This is a genomic window from Marinobacter sp., assembly GCF_046484525.1.
Taxonomy (GTDB): Bacteria; Pseudomonadota; Gammaproteobacteria; order Pseudomonadales; family Oleiphilaceae; genus Marinobacter.
In genome coordinates this window covers 1-20,187 of sequence record NZ_JAWOIS010000069.1, presented here as the reverse complement: position 1 = coordinate 20,187, position 20,187 = coordinate 1, and the positions used below count along the sequence as shown (strand labels likewise).

The window sequence follows — 20,187 nt, the reverse complement described above, 5'->3', positions numbered from 1 at the left end:
GCTGTGTTGCCGTATGGAATCGCTGGTTACTGCCCGGTTTCCTGTAGTTCGATGCGCAGGGGATCGGGGCCCCGGAGCTTGACCCGTTGGTGGGCATCCAGGGACAGCACCCGACCGGCTACATCCGGCTGGATCGGCAGTTCCCGGGCGCCGAGATCAATCAGGGTGGCCAGTATGATACTGGCTGGACGACCGTAGTCGAAAATTTCGTTCATGGCGGCACGGATGGTCCGGCCGCTCATGATGACGTCGTCGATGAGGATGATGTCCCGGTCCTCAGTGTCAAACGGCAGGCTGGACGGCTTTACCTTCGGATTCAGACCGATGCGACTGAAGTCATCCCGGTAAAAGGAAATATCCAGCTCCCCAAAGGCCTGATCAATACCCAGGCGCTTGCTGAGTACGTCCGCCAGCCAGACGCCACCGGTGCGTATACCGATCACCGCCGGCTCTGTGACATTGCGCTCCTCCAGGATCCGGCGCAATCCTGTTTCCAGCTCGTTCAGCAGCTGGTTGATGTCAAGCTGTGCGGTCATCAGGTCCTCACTGTGTTTCAGGTCAGCCGAAAATGTCATCCGGCGCTATTATCCTGTTCCCGGAACCAGGTTTCCAGAATCAGTACCGCGGCGCGATCATCGACACCATGGCGGCCAAAATCCCGGCTGCCACCGCGGGCCATGACGTCACCCTTGGCTTCGAAACTGGTGAGACGTTCGTCCACCATTTCCACCGGGTAATGGAAACGGCCGTGGATACGGTTGCCGAACTTGCGGGCCCGGGCGCACATCTCGTTCTCGGTATCGTCCATGTTCAGGGGCAGACCAACCAGCACCAGATCCGGTCGCCACTCTTCAAGCAGTTTCTCCACCACCGACCAGTCCGGGATGCCATCGCGGGCAGGAATCATCGCCAACGGTTCACCGGTCCCCAGCAACTCCTGCCCCGCAGCCACGCCTATCCGGCGAGTGCCGAAATCGAACGCCATCACCCGGCGGTTACCCGCGTCAGGCATGGCCACCGAACTCGGTCAGCTGGTTCAGATCAATGCCGATCAGCTTGAGAACCGCCTGGTAACGGTCATGGACCGGGGTCCGGAACAGGATATCGGTAGTGGCCGGACAGGTCAGCCAGGAGTTACTGCCCAGTTCCTCCTCCAGTTGACCCTCGCCCCAGCCGGAGTAGCCCAGCGCCACCAGGAACTCTTCCGGGCCATCGCCACGGCCAATGCCGGCCAGGATGTCGCGGGAGGTGGTCAGCAGGACGTCCTCGGCCACCTGGGCGGTATTCTGCCAGGTGGTACCGGGACCGTGCAGGACGAAGCCACGCTCGGGCTGGACCGGGCCGCCACTGTACACCGGGAGGTCCAGCTCGGAGCCATGCATGTCCAGCTGTTCCAGGATCTCACCGAGGTGGATGTCCAGGGGGTGATTGATCATCAGCCCGAGGGCACCGTCGTCGGAATGTTCGCAGATGTAGATCACACCACCGTGGAAACGGGGGTCGGCCAGCCAGGGCGAAGCCACGAGAAAGTGGTGCTGCAGACTGTTGGGAGATTTCCTGGTTGCGGTCATCCGGATGTCAGCCCCCGCCGTTGGAAAGACCAGGTTCGTATGATTTCCAGCTCATCCACTTCCTCTCGCATGTCTTCCGGGAACGGGGCGAACGGGGATGCCATGCGTACGATGCGGATGGCGGCGTCGTCCAGGACCCGGCTGCCCGAGGATTGCAGGATAGCCACTTCCTTGATTGTGCCATCTTTCTTGAGCGATACCAGCATCCGGAGCGTGCCGTAGATGCCCGCGCTGCGGGCTTCGGTCGGGTAATTGATATTACCGACACGGGTGACCTTGCTGATCCAGTTCTGGACATACCAGGCGTTGGTGGATTTCAGGGTCGAGGCAGAGGTGACCCTCACGACGCGGGGTTTGCGGGCATAGGCCTGCTGCTGGGCATCAAACCGTGCCTCCAGGCTGGCGATTTCCAGACTGCGCTCCATGAGGCTTTTCTTTTCCTTCACCGGCTGTGGTTCAGGCTCCGCAACCTCTTCCGGTTCGGCCACCTTCTGGCTGGAGGGTGCGGTGGTCTGCACCACCGCCTGCTCCTGCTGACGGACCGGTTCCGGCCGGGACGGCGGCTCAAGCTGCACCTGTGCCGGTTCTGGCTGGCTGATCTCAGCCGGCCGGGGTGTGGTCATTTCCCGGGGCTCATCTTCGGTACCACTGCCCTGCTGACTGGTCTGGGCCAGGAAATCGGCCTTCTCTGGCGCCTTCTCGTCATCGAATTGCGACAGGGTAATTTCCATGGTCTGCGCCGACGAGCGCGGAGGCTCCGGCGCGAAGGTAATACCCAGCACGACAATCGCATGCACGGCCAATGCCATGAACAGGGTGAAGGAAAACCGGTCAAAATCGCTTACCTGAACTGCCATTCCTGTTCCTGATCCTGTCGTTGGTCCTGCACTGCTAGCCCCGTTCTGTCGGTTACGCCTGTTTCAGGCGCTTTTCAATGGCATCCATCAGCATGCCGCCAATATCGATCCCATAGGCTGCATCCAGTTCCCGGATGCAGGTGGGGCTGGTTACATTGATTTCAGTCAGATAGTCGCCGATCACGTCGAGGCCGACAAACATCAGGCCCTTCTCCTTGATCGCAGGAGCGACGCGGGCACAGATTTCCCGGTCACGGTCGGTCAACTCCCGGCCCTCGCCCCGGCCACCGGCCGCGAGGTTGCCGCGATTCTCGCCCTGGGACGGAATCCGCGCAAGAGCATAGGGTACCGGTTCGCCCTCGATCAGCAGGATCCGCTTGTCACCATCGACAATCTCGGGAATGTATTTCTGGGCCATGGCCTGATGGGTGCCATAGTTGGTCAGGGTCTCGATGATGACGCCCAGGTTGAAATCGTTCTCCCGCACCCGGAAGATCGAGTGACCACCCATGCCGTCAACCGGCTTCATGATGATATCACCGTGTTCGGCATAGAACTCGCGGAACCGGTGCGCCGAACGGCTCACCAGCAACGGCGGAGTCAGGTCCTCGAACTGGGTGGCGAACAGCTTCTCGTTACAGTCCCGCAGCGTGGCGGCGGGGTTCACCACCAGCGCTCCCTGCAGTTCCGCCGCCTCCAGGATGTAGGTGGCCATCAGGAACTCCCGGTCCACCGGCGGATCCTTGCGCATCAGGATCACATCCAGATCGCCCAGGGCCCGGTCGTGGCTGCCGCCGAAGCTGAACCAGTTCTCCGGGTCCATGTGCACAGTCAGATCCCGGGTGTGGGCCATCGCCCGGCCACCGTCGAGGTACATGTCCGGCAACTCCATGTATTCGATTTCCCAGCCCCGGTTCTGCGCGGCCAGCAACATGGCGAGCGAACTGTCTTTCTTGAACGTGATGTTTTCAATGGGATCCATCACGATCCCGAGTCGGACTGTCATTGTGTCTCTTGAGCTCCTGGGAAGTAAAAACACGAACCGGTCAGCAGAGCGGACCGGACGTTAAATGCTATGCTGAGACGTCGATGGTATTGTACCCCAGCCACGAATGCATCCGGAGATATCCTCAGGGATACGTGACTGTGCGGGCAGAAGTACATTTAGTCACAAACTAATACTTTTTATATGGCCATCAATATTCTATAAATGAGCGGGGTTTATAGAAGAACCTTGAGGTTTGTGTTAAAACCCCCGTTTCAAAATAAAGATAGTCGCTGAGCGCAAGGCAGTTGGACAATGGATGACAACTTCGAGAATCTGAAAATTATGGTGATCGACGACAGCAAGACGATTCGTCGCACCGCAGAAACCCTCCTCAAAAAGGTCGGCTGTGAGGTCATCACCGCGACTGACGGCTTTGACGCTCTGGCCAAGATTGCCGATTCCCAGCCGGACATCATTTTCGTAGACATCATGATGCCGCGCCTGGATGGCTACCAGACCTGCGCATTGATCAAGAACAATTCCTCTTTCAAAAAGACGCCGGTCATCATGCTCTCCAGCAAGGACGGACTGTTCGATAAAGCGAAAGGTCGCATTGTAGGCTCTGACCAGTATCTGACCAAACCGTTCAGCAAGGACGAGCTGCTCAACACCATCCGCCAGTACGTACCACAGGCGGAACAGTAAACCTGCTGAAACCAAGAACCATCGAGGAAACCATGGCCCGCATTCTGATTGTTGATGACTCCCCCACCGAAGTGAAGAAGATTTCCACTATCCTGGAAAAGCACAAGCACGAAGTCCTGACCGCCGATAACGGCGCGGATGGTGTTGCCAAGGCCCGCGCCGAAACGCCGGACCTGGTACTGATGGACGTAGTCATGCCCGGCCTGAACGGCTTTCAGGCGACCCGCCAGCTGACCCGTGCACCGGAGACTGCATCCATCCCGGTTGTCATCGTCACCACCAAGGACCAGGAAACCGACCGCGTATGGGGCACCCGCCAGGGCGCCAAGGGTTACCTGGTAAAGCCGGTGAACGAAGACGACCTGATCAAGGCCATCAACAGCTTGATCGCCTGACCCTCACAACCTTGGAGTACGCATGTCCGCCCAGGCCGCCCCTTTTGCCGTTCTGACGGATATCGCCCAGCGCAGCCGATCCATGGCCGCCGGCCTACCGGAGCAACAGGAAGCCGTTGAGCTGTGGAACGGCATCGGCTTCGTGTTATCGGGTGAGCACTATGTGGCCCCCATGGGTGAAGTGACAGAAATTCTCCACGTTCCCCGTTTTACCCATATTCCGGGTGTTCGGCCATTCCTGTTGGGGGCCGCCAACGTGCGCGGCCGCCTGCTCCCCCTGGTCGATCTCGCCAGCTTCTTCGACATTCCCCGCTCCTCGCGCAGTCAGCGTGACCGGCGGGTTCTGGTCGTCGAGCAGGGCGATGTGTTCAGCGGGTTGGTCGTAGACAGCGTTCTGGGGATGCAATATTTCGCAACCGACAGTTTCCGGGAGGCGCCGCAAGGGGTCCCCAAAATCGTTCGTCCGTTTGTTACAGGCGGCTACGAACGTAACGAGGAAGTCTGGAGAGTGTTCTCCGCCGCCGACCTGGTGGCAGACGAACGCTTCCTGGACGTCGCGCAGTGGTAAGGGTGGTGACACTGGCAGGAACATCACCCTGACCGCCTGAAATCCGCTAAAACAGACTTGCCAACATATTTGAAGAGGCCGGGAGCCAGAACATGAAAAACAGAGCCGGAAGATTGGGTATGGGACAGGGAGGCAACAAGCTTGTTGCCGGCCTGATCGCAGCACTGATCGCACTTACCGTCCTGCTCGTTGCCGTGCTGTTCATCATCAACCGTGACAGCCAGAACGATCAGCGATACATCGCCCACACTGCGGAACTGCGGGTACTCTCGCAGGCCATTGCGAAGAACGCGACCGAGGCCGCCGGAGGTACCGCCGAGGCGTTCAACCAGTTGCGCCAGTCCCGCGATGAGTTCCAGCAGCTCTGGACCAACGTCACCGAAGGCAACCCGGAAACCGGCCTGCCACCCAGCGAGTTGGCACAGCAAAGCGGGGTTCAACAGAACTGGAACATCGTCCGGGAAAATGCCGATAACATCCTCTCCACCCAGGACGCGGTTCTGGGCCTGCACGAGGTTGCCCGGACTCTGAACGAAACCATCCCGCAGCTGCAGGTGGAGTACGATGACATCGTACAGATCCTGCTGGACAAGGGCGCTCCGGCCGAACAAATCGCCCTGGCACAGCGCCAGTCCCTGCTGGCGGAACGTATCGTGCGTTCTGTTAACAACGTACTGTCCGGTGACGAAGATGCGGTTATCGCCGCCGACCGTTTTGGCCGCGACGCCAGCCTGTTCGGCCGGGTTCTCGACGGCCAGCTCAACGGCAACGAAGCCATGGGTATCTCCCGGGTCACGGATGAAGACGCCATCTATGGCCTGGAAGCAGTTGCCGAACTGTTCGAATTCGTTTCCCAGAACGTAGACGCCATCCTTGAAGCCTCTCCCGACCTCTTCAAGGTACGCAACGCTGCCAGCGACATCTTCCAGAACTCCGAGATCCTGCTCTCCGGACTGTCGGTTCTTGCCGAAAACTTCCGCAACCAGCCAGGCGCACGCCTGGTCAGCCCGACCCTGGCCTTTATCATCCTGGCCGCGATGGTTGCCATTGTTGTCTTCATCGGTCTTGCCCTTTACCGCGACGCCCAGGCCCGCCTGGCTGCGACCCAGGAGCAGAACGAACAGAACCAGAACGCGATCCTGCGACTGCTGGACGAACTCGCCGACCTGGCGGATGGTGACCTGACCACCGAGGCTACGGTAACCGAGGACTTCACCGGTGCCATCGCCGACTCCATCAACTATGCGATCGACCAGATGCGCGGACTGGTACAGGCAATTCGCGGTACCGCGGTACGGGTAGCGGGCGCCGCCCAGGAAACCCAGTCCACCGCGATGCACCTGGCCGACGCTTCCGAGCACCAGGCCCAGGAAATTGCGGGGGCTTCCGCCGCGGTCAACGAGATGGCCGTATCCATCGACCAGGTATCCTCGAACGCCGCCGAATCCTCCGCGGTTGCGGAGCGGTCGGTTGCGATCGCGAAGAAAGGCGCGGAAGTGGTACAGAACACCATCCGCGGCATGGACAACATCCGAGAGCAGATCCAGGAAACCTCCAAGCGGATCAAGCGTCTCGGTGAATCCTCCCAGGAAATCGGTGACATCGTATCCCTGATCAACGACATCGCCGACCAGACCAATATCCTGTCCCTGAACGCCGCGATCCAGGCCTCCATGGCCGGTGACGCGGGCCGGGGCTTCGCGGTGGTGGCGGACGAGGTTCAGCGCCTCGCGGAACGTTCCTCTGCGGCAACCAAGCAGATTGAAGCCCTGGTCAAGACGATCCAGTCCGATACCAACGAGGCGGTTATCTCCATGGAACACACCACGGCCGAGGTAGTCCGTGGTGCCCGTCTGGCCCAGGACGCGGGTATTGCACTCGAGGAAATCGAGAACGTATCCATGTCTCTGGCGGAGTTGATCCAGAACATCTCCAACGCCGCACGCCAGCAGTCGTCCTCTGCGGCCCACATTTCCAACACGATGAACGTTATCCAGGAAATCACCTCCCAGACCTCGTCCGGTACCAACGCGACCGCGAAGTCTATCGGGAACCTGGCCGAAATGGCATCCGAACTGCGGTCCTCTGTTGCCGGCTTCACCCTGCCGGAAGAGGACGTGGCCGACGAAGAACAAGAGGAAGACGCCGACGTTCCGGTGGTGGGCTGAAGAACGGCGCGGGGCAACTGACAGTTTATGGCGCATACGCATGACAACCTGTCACCCGCCGAAGGTATCTGGTCCATGCGCAGCCTTCCGGATATGGATGCTGCGCAGTTCCACCAGTGGCAGACCCTGCTGGAGCATCGCACCGGGATAACCCTGTCGTCCGATAGACGCTCGTTCCTGGAAACCAATATCGGGATCCGGATGCGGGAAATCGGCTGCGGCAGCTACCAGGCCTATTACGAGAAAATCGTATCCGGCCCGGACGCTGTGGTGGAGTGGGCAACCCTGGTGGACCGGCTGACCGTTCAGGAGACCCGGTTCTTCCGGGATCCCGACGCCTTCCGACTGGTGTCCGACTATGTCCTGACGAGGCCGCGTGAGCAGCTGAGGAAACGTGCGCTGGAAGCCTGGAGCGTCGGCTGCTCCACCGGCGAAGAGCCCTACACGCTGGCGATGGTGCTCAACGAGTGCATGAACCAGCTGGCAATGCAGCCGTTGTTCGGGGTTACCGGATCCGACATCAGCAAGCCCGCCATCGACAAGGCCGGCAAGGGGCAGTTCAGCGCCCGGAAACTGTTGGGTATCGACGAAGGGCTGAAGGACCGGTATTTCCGCCCCGCCGAGCGAAATACTGTTGAAATTGTAAAGAGCATCCGCGATCGGGTGTGTTTTACCAGGCTCAATGTCCTGGATCTGGACACCGCACCCATGCACGGAATGAACATCATCTTCTGCCAGAATCTGCTGATCTATTTCCGCCGCTGGCGCCGGCGGGAGATCGTGAAGCGATTAGCAGAGAGACTGGCACCGGGGGGATTACTGGTGCTCGGCCAGGGTGAGTTGACCGACTGGCAACCACCCGGCCTGCAGCGGGTACCCTCGGAACATGTTCTGGCGTGGATCAAACGCCAGGCCGACGAAGAATAACCGGAGTGGTTATGGGCAATCACCATGACAGCATCGCCCTCGACTGGGTTCGGGGAGAAATACAGGACACGCTGACCCAAGGCCAGCATGCACTGGAAGCGTATGTCGAGAACCGTGACGACACCGCGCGCCTGCGCTTCTGCCTGAATTATCTCCATCAGGTGCATGGCACCCTGCAGATGGTGGAACTCTACGGTGCAGCATTGCTCACCGAAGAAATGGAAAAACTCACCCAGGCAATTCTCAACGAGTCCGTCAGCAATGTAGACGAGGCCGTTGATATCCTGATGCAGGCCATCCTTCAGTTACCCCAGTATCTGGAGCACCTGACCAGCAGCGAAGATGATTTCCCGATGGTGCTGCTGCCGATACTGAACGATCTTCGGGCAGCCCGGGGCGAAGCCCTGCTCTCCGACACCTCGCTGTTCAAGCCGGATCTCAGCCGGGCGCAGATGAGTGTCAGCAGTGCCGCATCCCGGCGCCTGCAGGATCCGAAAGTTCTCGGCCATATCCGCAAGCTCCGGCAGATGTATCAGTTCGCCCTGGCCGGCGTGGTCCGTGAGGAAGATCTGGATGCCCAGTTCCGTTACCTGCAAAAGGTCATCCAACGGCTCGCCCGCCTCTGCCAGAACACACCGCGCGGTGAACTGTGGAAAGCGGCCAGCGCTTTTGTGGAAACCCTCCAGGCCCATGCAAACCCTGTCAACGCAGCCGTCAAATCCCTGTTGCGGGAGCTGGATGCCGAAATCCGTCTGCTCAGCGACGACCAGGGTAATGTCCTGCGGCAACCGGCCCCGGAAGCTCTGTTCAAGCACCTGCTCTACTACGTGGCCCGTGCCCGGGGGCTGGACACCCCGCAGGTCCAGGCCCTGCGTCATGACTACAAGCTCAACCTGGCATTGCCATCGGACGATGACGTCGATGCCGCCCGTACCCGGGTATCAGGGCCAGGCCGCGAAGCGATCCACTCAGTGGTCAGCGCACTGAACGAAGAGTTGGCCAAGCTCAAAGACCAGCTCGATCTGTTCGTGCGCTCCGAGCTGCGCCAAAACAGCGAACTGGATGATCTGTTGCCCGGACTGCGCCAGGTGGCCAACACCCTCGCCGTGCTCGGCCTGGGGATTCCCCGCAAGGTAGTGACCGAACAGATCGAACTGGTGGAAAAGCTCAGCGACCAGATGGAACTGGTCGACGACGGCACCCTGATGGATATAGCCGGCGCCCTGCTGTACGTCGAAGCCAGCCTGGCCGGCCTCGACACCGACCGTCAGATCGAGGCCCAGGATCAGGCGCGTCCCGGCGGCGCGATCAACCTGGGCTCCCGGGAACTGGGCGAGGCCAGCTCTGCCCTGCTGCGCGAGTCGCGTAACACCCTTGAGCAGGTCAAATCCGCCATCGTGAACTTTATCGCCTCCCAGTGGGATACCCGCGAGATCGAACATGTCCCGGAATTGCTGCACAGCATTCGCGGCGGTCTGGCGCTGATTCCCCTCGATCGCGTGGCGGACATGCTTGAATCCGCCGAGCATTACATCACCGATGTCCTGCTCGGTGGCAAACAGGTGCCGGACTGGAAACAGCTGGACACCCTGGCCGACGTCGTCACCAGTATCGAGTACTACCTGGAACGGCTGGCCGAGGGTATCAGTGAAAATGACGCCGTGCTGAAGGTCGCCGAAGACAGCCTGGCTTCCCTCGGTTTTCCGGTGGGTGCAGAACCCACCTGGAGCGCCCCGGCAACAGAGCCGGAAGTGCCTGCAGAGGTGGACAGTCCTACCGAGGAATCTGCCGCCGCACCCGGGGAAACCAAGGAATCCGATGATGACCTGCTGGACGACGAAATCCTGGAGATCTTCGTTGAGGAAGCCGAGGAGGTCCTGGGGACCATCCACGATTTCTATCCGCGCCTGCGCCAGAACCACGACGACCGTGAAGCCCTGACCGAAGTTCGTCGGGCATTCCACACCCTCAAGGGCAGTGGCCGCATGGTGGGCGCCACCAGCATCGGCGAACTGGCCTGGTCGGTGGAGAATCTACTCAACCGGGTCATCGATCAGACCATCAAACTGACCGACGATCTGTTCACCCTGGTGGATGAGGTCAACGCCCGGATTCCGATGCTGATCCAGGAATTCCGGGAAGGACAGGCGGACGGCCAGGTCGATACCCTGATCCAGCGCGCCGAGGCCATGGCGGATACCCGGCGCACGGACGCCGAACGGCCAGCGGAGGCCGAAGCGCCCGAGCACTCGGAGGTCTCGGTCACCAACGCGACACTGGCACAACCGGAAACCGCCACTGCACCCGAAGTGCCCGCGAGTGCCGACGATGACGACCTGATCGATGATGAAATCCTCGAGATCTTCGTCGAAGAGGCCGGTGAGGTCCTGGATACCATCCGTGAGTACCTGCCGATGCTGCTGAGACAGCACGATGACCGTAGCGCGCTCACGGAAGTCCGTCGCGCCTTCCACACCCTCAAGGGCAGCGGCCGGATGGTTGGCGCCAATGTGGTGGGTGAGCTGGCCTGGTCCGTGGAAACCATGCTCAATCGCGCCATTGACGGCTCGATCCTGATGAACAACGACATTGCCGCCCTGCTGCAGGACGTCACCGAGGCACTGCCGCCTCTGGTGGAAGACTTCGAAAAACGCCGTGCGCCCTCGACGGACACTTCGGCCCTGGAATCCCGGGCCAATACCCTGGCCAACGGCGAGATCCCGGATACCGGCGCCATGCCGGCCGGCACAGAGGCAGCCGAAACGGCACATGCAACCGCCGACGACAGCGATGAAGCCGACGACAGCGGTGTGGACCCGGTCCTGCTCGACATTTTCGAAAGCGAAACCGAGACCCACCTGCAAACCCTCAAGGACTACCTTACTGCGGCCGGCGACAAGACCACCGTTGCCTATACCGACGACCTGTCCCGGGCCCTGCATACCTTGAAGGGCAGCGCCCATACCGCCGGTATCACGCCCATTGCCGAGGTCATCACCCCCCTCGAGCGCTTTGTAAAAGAAGCCCGTGCCCAGAACAAGCGGGCTGATCGGGAAGTGATCGCCCTGATTAAGCAAGCCTGCGATTTCCTGACCCGGGGTCTGGCCCAGATTCGGCGGAACCCGCAAGCGCCACTGGCGGGCACCGACGAATTCCTCGGAACACTCGAGAGCATCAGCCGAGCCACCCTCCGAGCCACTGCCGAAGACGACACCAGGGAGCCGACCCAACAGGCCGAATCACAACTCGTGCGCCTGTTCCTGAATGAGGGCCTGGACATTGTCCTCGACGCCGAACAGATCCTTGATCAGTGGGCAGCCGATCCGACGGAAACCGGCACGCTGGCCCAACTCCGGAACGAACTGGAACAGCTGACCGAGGGTGCGGCTGACGCCGGTCTCACCGATGTCTCAGCACTTGCCGGCGCCCTGAAAAACGCCTACGAGGCAGTCGCCGACAACCATCAGGCGCCGGATGAGCACTTCTTCGTCACCGTCCGTGCCGGTCATGAGCAACTGATCAACATGATGGATCAGGTCGCTGCCGGCCTTGCCACCGGCTCCGATCCCGAACTGTTGGCCCGTATCGAGACGTTGGCCGAAGGCGGGAGCAAGCCGTCCGATACAGCCGGCACCGATGCATCCGTTACACCGGACGCCTTTGAGCAACAGTTCAGCGACGAGCTTGAAGAGATTGACCTGAGCTTCGACACCGATGGTCTGGACCAATCCGAGGCAGCTCCCGAGGAGTACTCCGAAACCGATCAGCCACCGCTTCCGGAGACCGATGAATCGGATGACGGGCTCGATCAGGAGTTGGCCGAGATCTTCCTGGAAGAGGCCCGCGATCTGATCGACAGCACCGCCGAGGCGCTGCAGAACTGGAGTGAAAATACCGGCAACCTGGACATCCTCAGGTTACTACAGCGGGATCTGCACACCCTCAAGGGCGGCGCCCGCCTGGGCGATATCCCTGCGGTAGGTGACCTGTCCCATGAACTGGAAACTCTATTCGAGGGCCTGACCGAGCAGCGGCTGTCCGTTAATGACCAGCTGTCCGACCTGCTGTTCCGCAGTCATGATCGCCTCGCCGGCATGGTTGAAGCCCTGGAGAACCGTGAGACACCAAGGCCAGCCCCCGATCTGGTTGCCGAGATCCAGGCTTATATGGGCAGCGCCACCGGTTCAAGACCGGTTACCGATGTTGCCGCGCCTGAAACGGGGCAAGAACCCGAGCAAACCACGGCACCCATGCACGATGCCGCTGAAGAAACCATCCGTGAAACGGCGGAACAGGCTCCGACAGACCTTTCCCATCTGGATCCGGAACTGGTGGGCATCTTCCTCGAAGAAGCCTATGACCTGATCAACTCCACCGGCAGTGCCCTGCACACCTGGAGCGAGAACCCGTCCGACACCTCAGTGGCCGCCGAACTGCAGCGCGATGTACATACCCTGAAAGGGGGAGCCCGCATGGCCGGCGTCAACGCCATCGGCGACCTCACTCATGTGCTTGAGGACCTGTTCGAGAAAGTTGCCGAAGGCCAGTTGGCTGCGTCCGAGCAAATGACAGACCTGCTGTTTGCCTGCCATGACCGTCTGGCCCAGATGGTTGAGCAGGTCGCGACCCAGAAGCCCTGCCCGCCAGCCACCGATCTGGTAGCCCAGGTGGAATCGGTCATCCGCGGTGAAACCCCGACCGCCCCGACGCCGGAAATCTCCGGGGAGCAGTCCGGCCCTGATACCGAATCCGGTTTGAAGAACCACCTGGAGCCGGTTTCCGACAACGACCTGATTGGCATCTTCCTCGACGAGGGTCTGGAAATTCACACGGCCATCGTTGAATGCCTGGCCCAGTGGAAGGATGAACCAGAGGAACTGTCCGGGGTGACCCAGCTCCAGCAGGAGCTCCATACCCTCAAGGGCGGTGCCCGACTGTCAGATGTCGATCCCATTGCCGAGCTGGCCGAAGCCTGGGCCGAGGCGCTGGACCCCCTGATTGGCGGTGCCAACAACCAGCATGCCCTGCTGGCGTTGAGTGAACAGGCCAATACCAGCCTGCAAACCATGCTGGCCGCCCTGGAAGAAGGCAATAAACCCGAAACCCGGCATGATCTGGTCCAGGCTTTCCGGTCCGCAGGAATTGAAGGGGCAGCCGAGACGTCCGGCGCTGAGGCATCCGCAACGGCCACCGCTGACTCCGTGGATCCGGAAGTGCTGGAGATCTTCCTGGAAGAAGCCGGCGAGATCATGGACCAGCTCGAACAGGTGCTCGAGAACTGGCGAAAAGAACCCGGCAATCACGATTTCAATCAGGAAGCCCAGCGGGCGCTGCATACGCTCAAGGGCGGTGCACGTCTGGCCCAGCTGACCGAACTTGGCGACAAGGCCCATGCCTTCGAGACCCGGTTGATCGACCTGGGTGGCAACGCTCCGGACGACGCCCAGTGGCAGGCCATCACTGCCGAACACGACGCTATCATTGCCCTGGTCGGCGAGATTCGCCGTCGCTTCGAAGGTGGTGTGGCTGAATCGGAGGCACCTTCCGCGCCCGAAACCGGTCCTGCCCAGGCCGAGGAAACCCCGGCCGCCGGACCTGAGCCCAAGGCTGAGACAGCTCCGGCACCGAAACCGGAAAAATCGCCGGCGAAAGCACCGCCTCAACCGCGGAAAAAGGCCCCGGAAGTACAGCGGGTCCAGGAAACCATCCGCGTTTCGGCACCGCTGCTGGACGAGCTGGTCAACCTGGCCGGTGAGACGAGTATCACCCGTGGCCGACTGGAGCAGCAGACCAGTGACTTCGGCCACACTCTGGATGAAATGGCTGCGACCATCGAGCGTCTGCGGGAACAGCTACGCCGGATGGAGATCGAGACCGAAGCCCAGATCCTGTTCCGTGCCGAACAGGAGCACGGCCCGGACTATGGTGAGGACTTCGATCCTCTGGAGATGGACCGCTATTCCGCCATCCAGCAGCTGTCACGGGCCCTGACCGAATCCTCCTCGGACCTGGCAGACCTCCGGGAAACCATGGCGGATCGGGTCAGAGATACCGAAACCCTGCTGGTCCAACAGTCCCGGATCAATACGGAACTCCAGGAAGGTCTGATGAAGACCCGGATGATTCCGTTTGCCTCGATGGTGCCCCGCTTGCGCCGGATCGTCCGCCAGATCAGTGGCGAACTGAGCAAAAAGGTGGATTTCGATGTCCGTAACGCGGAAGGGGAGATGGACCGCAACATCCTGGAGCGCATGGTCGCGCCTCTCGAACACATGCTGCGCAACGCCCTGGACCACGGCATCGAAGCCCCGGAAGACCGCAAAAACGCCGGCAAACCCGAAATCGGTGAAGTGACCCTGTCCCTGACCCGGGAAGGGGGCGACGTGGTGCTGCGGATGATGGACGACGGCAAGGGCATTCCCTCCCATATCATCCGCGACAAGGCCATCCGGCAGGGCTTGCTGCGGGCCGATGAAGACCTGTCAGAGCGGGAAGTCCTGCAATTCATCTTGCAGCCGGGCTTCTCCACCGCTGAGCAGGTCACCCAGATTTCCGGGCGCGGCGTAGGGATGGATGTGGTGGCCAGCGAGATCAAACAACTTGGCGGCAGCCTGGATATCGATTCCACTGTCGGCCGGGGCACCACCTTCACCGTGCGCCTGCCGTTCACGGTATCGGTGAACCGCGCCCTGATGGTTACCACCGGCGAGGACTTCTACGCCATCCCGCTGAACACCATCGAGGGTATCGTGCGGGTCAGTACCTATGAGCTTGAGGAATACTACAAGCCGGATGCGCCGATGTACGAGTATGCCGGCCAGCAGTACCGGCTGCAGTACTTGGGCACCCTGCTCAACAGTGACCACCAGCCCAAACTCCAGGGCCAGGCACTGCCACTGCCGGTGATCCTGGTGCGGGGCTCCGAACAGCCCATGGCCCTGCAGGTGGACAGCCTGATGGGCAGCCGGGAAATCGTGGTCAAATCCCTCGGCCCCCAGTTCAGTTCGGTGCGCGGAGTCTCCGGTGCCACTATCCTGGGTGACGGTAACGTGGTGGTGATCCTGGATCTCCCGGCCATGCTGCGTTCGGATATCCTGTCCGATCGTCAACGTCTGGCAAACCTCGAGAAAGCACGGGAAGCCGCCCGCTACGAAGAACAGATCACCACCGTCATGGTGGTGGACGACTCGGTTACTGTACGGAAGGTTACCTCCCGCCTGCTGGAGCGCAACGGCATGGAAGTACTGACCGCCAAAGACGGCCTGGATGCGGTTGCCCAGCTGCAGGATCACAAACCGGACATCATCCTGCTCGATATCGAGATGCCGAGAATGGACGGCTTCGAAGTGGCCAGCTTCATTCGCCACGACGACAACCTGCGGGAAACGCCAATCTGTATGATCACTTCCCGGACGGGGGAGAAACACCGCGAGCGCGCCTTGGCAATCGGCGTCAACGAGTACCTCGGCAAACCGTTCCAGGAAACCGAGCTGCTTGAGACCATCAAGCGGCTGACCGGAACCGAGTAATGGCCGGCCAGGGAGGTCGGCCCCGGGTCGGAATCGTGTCCGATGTGGTCCTGCAGCGACACCGGCTGCAGGCTGCAACGGCCAGGTTTGGACTCGAAGTCTCCTTCTGTGGCGATCCCCGGCGACTGGAATACCAGCCGCGGTTTCCCGAGGCTGATCTGTGGTTGATTACCCTGGAAGACGAGGCCGACCACCCTGCGCTGTTTGATCTGTTGCTGGACAATACCGAGGCTCCGGTCCTGTTTGGACTTGATCAGGCCCCCAAGTCCGGCAGCACCGACTACTTCCGCTGGGAGCGCCGGCTGCTGGGGAAACTGGAAAAGCAACTCGGCCATCTGGAGGAGCTGGACTCCGAGACCACACTTGAAAAGCTCGAGGACCAGGCAACAGCACCACAGAGCAAGCCCGAACTGCCCCACTGGATCAAGCCTGCAGCACCCGATTCCATTGCCGAAGAGGTCTGGATTCTGGGCGCTTCCCTGGGCGGACCGGCGGCGGTAAAAACCTTCCTCGATCACCTGCCTCAAGGACTGCCCGTGGGGTTTATCTATGCCCAACACATTGGCGACAATTTCACTGAGGTGTTGACCCGGGTCCTGGGCCGTGATGCCCACTATCGACTCAAACCAGCACAGGAAGGCTGGCGGGTCCGCAACGGAGATGTGGTGCTGATGCCGGTCAAACACGAGTGGCGGCTGGACAGTACCGGCGCGCTGACGGAAGTGGACAAGCCCTGGCCCGGGCCTTACGGCCCGTCCATCGACCAGGTGCTGCTTAACGTGGCTGACCATTACCGGGCCCGCTGCCATGCTATCCTCTTTTCCGGCATGGGAAACGATGGCGCCCTGGCCGCGCCCATCCTAAAAGCCTTCGGAAGCCGGATCTGGGTCCAGGAAAGCAGCAGTTGCGGAAACAGTTCCATGCCGGATTCCGTGGCGGCCACTGGCTGCGCCAGCTTTTCCGGCACTCCCGAGCAACTGGCCCAGGAACTGATCAAAACCATTGAAAAATCTTGCCTGCTCAGAGGCCGGCAGAAACGCAATTCCGCCTGAGGACAAAAGCGATGCCCGAAAACCGTCAAACCCTCCCCTGCGTCATGATCCCGATGACCCGTCGGCAATTGTTACTGCCCAACGTTTCCATTGCCGAGGTTGTGGACTATGCCAGTGAAAAAGCCGGCTCCAACACCCCGGACTGGCTGGTCGGTTACCTCGACTGGCGAGGCCTGGAGTTGCCGGTGATTTCCTATGATGCCGCCAACGGCGGCAGCCTGATGGTACCGGGCGACAACCGAGGCCGGATTGTGGTGCTGAACACCATTGGCGAGCATCACAATGAAGTACCGTTCATGGCGCTGATCACCCAGGGAATTCCGAGCCAGGCACGACTGACCGAAGCGGAAGTGCACCAGCTTGAGGCCGAGACGGGCCCGGCAGATCTGATGAAGGTCGAAGTGGAAAGCGAGGAGGCCTGGATTCCCAACCTGGAATACCTGGAATCCCTGGCACACTCTGCCCGTCGCTAGCGCTTGCTCCTGCCGGGCCATGGCAGGAAAACCCGGAAATGTTATAATATATCAAAATTTCCAGGATTCCTGTCATGGCCAGCCAAGCACTTCCCTATCGCCCCCATAACCATCAGGCCTGTGTCAGCCAGGCACTGGCTGATGCCCGGGCCATTTGCCGGGCCCGGGATGCGCGCCTGACGCCCACCCGGGAGCGGGTCCTGGAGCTGATCTGGCAATCCCACAAGCCCCTGGGTGCTTATGACGTCCTGGCTGAGCTGACCGCCGAGGGTCAAAATGCGGCACCACCGACAGTGTACCGGGCCTTGGATTTTCTCCAGCAACACGGCCTGGTACACCGGATTGCCTCACTCAATGCCTTTATCGGCTGCGCCCATGCCGGCGAAACGCACACCGGCATGTTCCTGATCTGCCGCAGCTGCGGCAATGTCCTGGAACTCACCGCCCCCAGCGTTTCCGTGGCAATCGAGGGCGCAGCCAGAGCCGAGAACTTCAAGGCCGAGGATGTGACCCTGGAGATCGCCGGCCAGTGCCCGAGATGCCAGTCGGAGGTCCCTCATGACTGATCCCCTCGTGACCCTGGACAACCTCACAGTCCGGTTCGATGACCGTACCGCCGTGGATCGGGTCAACCTTAGCGTCCATCGCGGCGACATCATCACCATCATCGGCCCCAACGGCGCGGGCAAGACCACCCTGATCAAGGCCCTGCTGGGCCTGCAACCGATCACCGAGGGCAAGGTGCAGCGGGCACCGAATCTGGTGATCGGCTATGTGCCCCAGAACCTGCAGATGGAAGCCACCCTGCCCCTGAGGGTCAAGCGCTTCATGGCTCTGAGTGGCCGCAATCGCACCGAATGCCGGAAAGCCCTGGCGCGGACCGGTATCGAGCATCTGATCAACGCCTCGGTTCATCACCTGTCCGGCGGTGAGAAACAACGACTGCTGCTGGCCAGGGCGCTGGCCCGGAAACCGGACCTGCTGGTACTGGACGAGCCGGCCCAAGGTGTGGACATCAACGGCCAGGCCGCGCTCTATGAACTGATCCGGGAGCTCCGCGAAGAACTCAGGTGCGGCGTCATCATGATTTCCCATGACCTGCATCTGGTTATGGCAGCCACCGACAAGGTCATCTGCCTGAACCAGCATGTCTGCTGCAGCGGCTTTCCTGCCGATATTTCCCACGACCCGGCTTTCATCGAAACCTTCGGCCGATCGGTGGCCGAATCGGTGGCGGTGTACCATCACCACCACAACCACCACCACAACCTGCACGGAGACGTCGTCCTCGGTCATTCATTCTCAGCCGATAGTCCCGGAGACAGCTGCGACCATGCCCATCATTGACAGTCTCCTCAACGACTTCTTCTGGCGCGCCCTGATCGGAGGTCTGGGCGTCGCCGTGATCGCAGGCCCCCTCGGCTGCTTCGTGGTGTGGCGGCGCATGGCCTATTTCGGCGACACCCTGGCCCACTCCGCGCTGCTGGGCATTGCCCTGAGTTTCCTGATCAGCGTGCCGCTGAATGTCGGTGTAATCATCACCTGCGGGGTCCTCGCACTGGTTCTGGTGGCCTTCACAAGAACCCGTGCCCTGGCCACAGATACGCTGCTGGGGATCCTCGCCCACAGTGCCCTGGCCATCGGTCTGGTCACCCTGAGCTTCATGCCGGATGTGCGCGTTGATCTGACAGGGTTGCTGTTCGGCGACCTGCTGGCCATGAGTCGGGATGATCTATTGTGGATCTATGGCGGTGCCGTCGCCATACTCGTGCTGCTGGTTACCCTGTGGCAAGGGCTGCTGATGAGCACCATTCACGAGGAGCTGGCCCGGGTCGAAGGCTTTCCCGTCGAACGACTGCGACTGGTCCTGATGCTGATGTTTTCCCTGGTTATCGCAGTGGCCATGAAAATCGTCGGCGTCCTGCTGATTACCGCTTTGCTGATCATCCCGGCCGCCTCGGCACGGCGGCTGGCCCGCACACCAGAGCACATGGTAGGGCTGGCCATGGTCTTTGGCTTTGTCGCCGTCAGTGGAGGCCTGGCGCTGTCCTGGCATCTGGACACGCCGGCCGGTCCTTCGGTGGTGGTGACCGCTTTTCTGACCTTCCTGGTGACCTATAGCACTACGGCCAGAACCGCCACCTGATTCTTCCCATGCCCCTCGGGCTGGTCTATGGTGTAACCATCGACGCCGCTTTGGATCGGGAGCCACCGGCTGCTCCCGGGGAGACTGACGCATGGAGAGCCGTTCTGCCCCTGGCGCCGGGCCATTGTTCTGGCCCGCGCTCTGGATTCCCCTCGTTATCCTGGTCACCGGGCTGATCACTACCGCCCTGACCGCTAATCTGAAAGCGGACCAGGCCCGGGAGCTGGCTGACGCGCGCTACCGTGCCCAGCACCAGGCCATCGTCAATCAGTTGCTGGCCAATGCGCCGACCTACCTGGACAGCGACACCCCGCCCGCAAGCTGGCTGCCCGTCATTCTAGGCGATACCTTGCCGGACGAGCTGGGGCTGCGCATCGACACCCTGCAACGGCACAGCAAAATTCCCATCCTGCAGCTGCAGGCCGAAGGCCACCTGGATCCCACACTTGCCCTGCGCACCGAGATCCAGCCCGGCAATCATCACTGGATGCTGACCACGGTGCCGACGTCGGCGCTGTTGGGGAGGGCGGCGAGCCAGGCCCGAACCAGCGCCTGGATGGTCGGCCTGGCACTGACCCTGGTCGCGGCCGGGATGACACTACTGTTGTGCCGGCGCCTGCATGGCCAGCAACGTCGGATCCTGGAACTGGAACGGAGGGAACAGGGAGCCGATCAGCAGATGAACAACCTGCAGGTGGAAAAAAACATCCTGCGGCAGGCACTCAACGACAGCGAGGAACGCAGCCGGGACCTGGTCACCCTGTACGGGGCCCTGATTGCCGAACTCGACGAGCATGGCGTTATCGGC

17 protein-coding genes are annotated in these 20,187 nt (G+C 61.1%); 12 read left to right on the top strand and 5 right to left on the bottom strand.

The window, feature by feature from the left end; genetic code table 11:
• Positions 1 to 26: 26 nt before the first annotated feature.
• The 5 genes from pyrR to gshB are packed head-to-tail and all read right to left on the bottom strand — an operon-like array spanning position 27 to position 3,434.
• Entirely contained in the window at positions 27 to 536 is a 510-nt protein-coding gene (gene pyrR / locus R6W86_RS14785; protein ID WP_410330145.1) for a bifunctional pyr operon transcriptional regulator/uracil phosphoribosyltransferase PyrR, read from the bottom strand.
• Between the two features lie 35 nt (positions 537 to 571).
• Positions 572 to 1,012, bottom strand: coding sequence for a Holliday junction resolvase RuvX (gene ruvX / locus R6W86_RS14780; protein ID WP_410330126.1), 441 nt, complete (start codon positions 1,010 to 1,012; stop codon positions 572 to 574).
• Positions 1,005 to 1,571: a YqgE/AlgH family protein gene (locus tag R6W86_RS14775; RefSeq protein WP_410330125.1), complete on the bottom strand. Its 567-nt coding sequence runs from the start codon at positions 1,569 to 1,571 to the stop codon at positions 1,005 to 1,007. Before R6W86_RS14775 ends, ruvX begins: the two co-directional genes overlap by 8 nt.
• Positions 1,568 to 2,428 carry an energy transducer TonB gene (locus R6W86_RS14770; RefSeq protein WP_410330124.1) on the bottom strand — a complete coding sequence of 287 codons (861 nt, stop codon included), beginning with the start codon at positions 2,426 to 2,428 and terminating at the stop codon, positions 1,568 to 1,570. The genes R6W86_RS14775 and R6W86_RS14770 overlap by 4 nt, the downstream gene beginning before the upstream one ends.
• Before the next feature lie 52 nt (positions 2,429 to 2,480).
• Positions 2,481 to 3,434: a glutathione synthase gene (gshB, locus tag R6W86_RS14765; RefSeq protein ID WP_410330123.1), complete on the bottom strand. Its 954-nt coding sequence runs from the start codon at positions 3,432 to 3,434 to the stop codon at positions 2,481 to 2,483.
• 294 nt (positions 3,435 to 3,728) lie between these two features.
• Between gshB and pilG the strand changes: the two genes are divergently transcribed.
• From pilG to R6W86_RS14705, 12 genes are all read left to right on the top strand, one after another.
• Positions 3,729 to 4,121, top strand: coding sequence for a twitching motility response regulator PilG (gene pilG, locus R6W86_RS14760; protein ID WP_008175635.1), 393 nt, complete (start codon positions 3,729 to 3,731; stop codon positions 4,119 to 4,121).
• 32 nt (positions 4,122 to 4,153) lie between these two features.
• Positions 4,154 to 4,516 carry a twitching motility response regulator PilH gene (pilH, locus tag R6W86_RS14755; RefSeq protein ID WP_410330122.1) on the top strand — a complete coding sequence of 121 codons (363 nt, stop codon included), beginning with the start codon at positions 4,154 to 4,156 and terminating at the stop codon, positions 4,514 to 4,516.
• A gap of 22 nt (positions 4,517 to 4,538) precedes the next feature.
• Positions 4,539 to 5,084 (top strand): chemotaxis protein CheW, encoded by a 546-nt coding sequence (locus R6W86_RS14750; RefSeq protein WP_410330121.1) that lies wholly within the window; start codon positions 4,539 to 4,541, stop codon positions 5,082 to 5,084.
• Positions 5,085 to 5,176: 92 nt separating this feature from the next.
• Positions 5,177 to 7,252 carry a methyl-accepting chemotaxis protein gene (locus R6W86_RS14745; RefSeq protein ID WP_410330120.1) on the top strand — a complete coding sequence of 692 codons (2,076 nt, stop codon included), beginning with the start codon at positions 5,177 to 5,179 and terminating at the stop codon, positions 7,250 to 7,252.
• 27 nt (positions 7,253 to 7,279) lie between these two features.
• Entirely contained in the window at positions 7,280 to 8,179 is a 900-nt protein-coding gene (locus R6W86_RS14740; RefSeq protein ID WP_410330119.1) for a CheR family methyltransferase, read from the top strand.
• Between the two features lie 11 nt (positions 8,180 to 8,190).
• Positions 8,191 to 15,708 carry an Hpt domain-containing protein gene (locus R6W86_RS14735; RefSeq protein WP_410330118.1) on the top strand — a complete coding sequence of 2,506 codons (7,518 nt, stop codon included), beginning with the start codon at positions 8,191 to 8,193 and terminating at the stop codon, positions 15,706 to 15,708.
• On the top strand, positions 15,708 to 16,760 hold the full coding sequence (locus tag R6W86_RS14730; protein WP_410330117.1) for a chemotaxis protein CheB: 1,053 nt from the start codon (positions 15,708 to 15,710) through the stop codon (positions 16,758 to 16,760). Before R6W86_RS14735 ends, R6W86_RS14730 begins: the two co-directional genes overlap by 1 nt.
• A gap of 11 nt (positions 16,761 to 16,771) precedes the next feature.
• A complete protein-coding gene (locus tag R6W86_RS14725; RefSeq protein ID WP_410330116.1) occupies positions 16,772 to 17,233 on the top strand; it encodes a chemotaxis protein CheW in 462 nt (153 codons plus the stop codon).
• A 74-nt stretch (positions 17,234 to 17,307) separates the two neighbouring features.
• Positions 17,308 to 17,799, top strand: coding sequence for a Fur family transcriptional regulator (locus tag R6W86_RS14720; protein ID WP_410330115.1), 492 nt, complete (start codon positions 17,308 to 17,310; stop codon positions 17,797 to 17,799).
• Positions 17,792 to 18,580: a zinc ABC transporter ATP-binding protein ZnuC gene (gene znuC, locus R6W86_RS14715; protein WP_410330114.1), complete on the top strand. Its 789-nt coding sequence runs from the start codon at positions 17,792 to 17,794 to the stop codon at positions 18,578 to 18,580. Before R6W86_RS14720 ends, znuC begins: the two co-directional genes overlap by 8 nt.
• On the top strand, positions 18,567 to 19,379 hold the full coding sequence (locus R6W86_RS14710; protein ID WP_410330113.1) for a metal ABC transporter permease: 813 nt from the start codon (positions 18,567 to 18,569) through the stop codon (positions 19,377 to 19,379). Before znuC ends, R6W86_RS14710 begins: the two co-directional genes overlap by 14 nt.
• Positions 19,380 to 19,470: 91 nt before the next feature.
• Positions 19,471 to 20,187: histidine kinase (locus tag R6W86_RS14705; RefSeq protein ID WP_410330112.1), on the top strand; the 717-nt coding region annotated here is incomplete at its 3' end.

Excerpts from the sequence above, each read along its gene's own strand:
- znuC (WP_410330114.1), top strand. The coding sequence starts at position 17,792 with ATGACTGATCCCCTCGTGACCCTGGACAACCTCACAGTCCGGTTCGAT.
- R6W86_RS14775 (WP_410330125.1), bottom strand. The coding sequence starts at position 1,571 with ATGACCGCAACCAGGAAATCTCCCAACAGTCTGCAGCACCACTTTCTC.
- R6W86_RS14730 (WP_410330117.1), top strand. The coding sequence starts at position 15,708 with ATGGCCGGCCAGGGAGGTCGGCCCCGGGTCGGAATCGTGTCCGATGTG.
- R6W86_RS14735 (WP_410330118.1), top strand. The coding sequence starts at position 8,191 with ATGGGCAATCACCATGACAGCATCGCCCTCGACTGGGTTCGGGGAGAA.
- pilH (WP_410330122.1), top strand. The coding sequence starts at position 4,154 with ATGGCCCGCATTCTGATTGTTGATGACTCCCCCACCGAAGTGAAGAAG.
- gshB (WP_410330123.1), bottom strand. The coding sequence starts at position 3,434 with ATGACAGTCCGACTCGGGATCGTGATGGATCCCATTGAAAACATCACG.
- pyrR (WP_410330145.1), bottom strand. The coding sequence starts at position 536 with ATGACCGCACAGCTTGACATCAACCAGCTGCTGAACGAGCTGGAAACA.
- R6W86_RS14710 (WP_410330113.1), top strand. The coding sequence starts at position 18,567 with ATGCCCATCATTGACAGTCTCCTCAACGACTTCTTCTGGCGCGCCCTG.
- R6W86_RS14770 (WP_410330124.1), bottom strand. The coding sequence starts at position 2,428 with ATGGCAGTTCAGGTAAGCGATTTTGACCGGTTTTCCTTCACCCTGTTC.
- pilG (WP_008175635.1), top strand. The coding sequence starts at position 3,729 with ATGGATGACAACTTCGAGAATCTGAAAATTATGGTGATCGACGACAGC.
- R6W86_RS14745 (WP_410330120.1), top strand. The coding sequence starts at position 5,177 with ATGAAAAACAGAGCCGGAAGATTGGGTATGGGACAGGGAGGCAACAAG.
- R6W86_RS14740 (WP_410330119.1), top strand. The coding sequence starts at position 7,280 with ATGGCGCATACGCATGACAACCTGTCACCCGCCGAAGGTATCTGGTCC.
- R6W86_RS14725 (WP_410330116.1), top strand. The coding sequence starts at position 16,772 with ATGCCCGAAAACCGTCAAACCCTCCCCTGCGTCATGATCCCGATGACC.
- R6W86_RS14720 (WP_410330115.1), top strand. The coding sequence starts at position 17,308 with ATGGCCAGCCAAGCACTTCCCTATCGCCCCCATAACCATCAGGCCTGT.
- R6W86_RS14750 (WP_410330121.1), top strand. The coding sequence starts at position 4,539 with ATGTCCGCCCAGGCCGCCCCTTTTGCCGTTCTGACGGATATCGCCCAG.
- ruvX (WP_410330126.1), bottom strand. The coding sequence starts at position 1,012 with ATGCCTGACGCGGGTAACCGCCGGGTGATGGCGTTCGATTTCGGCACT.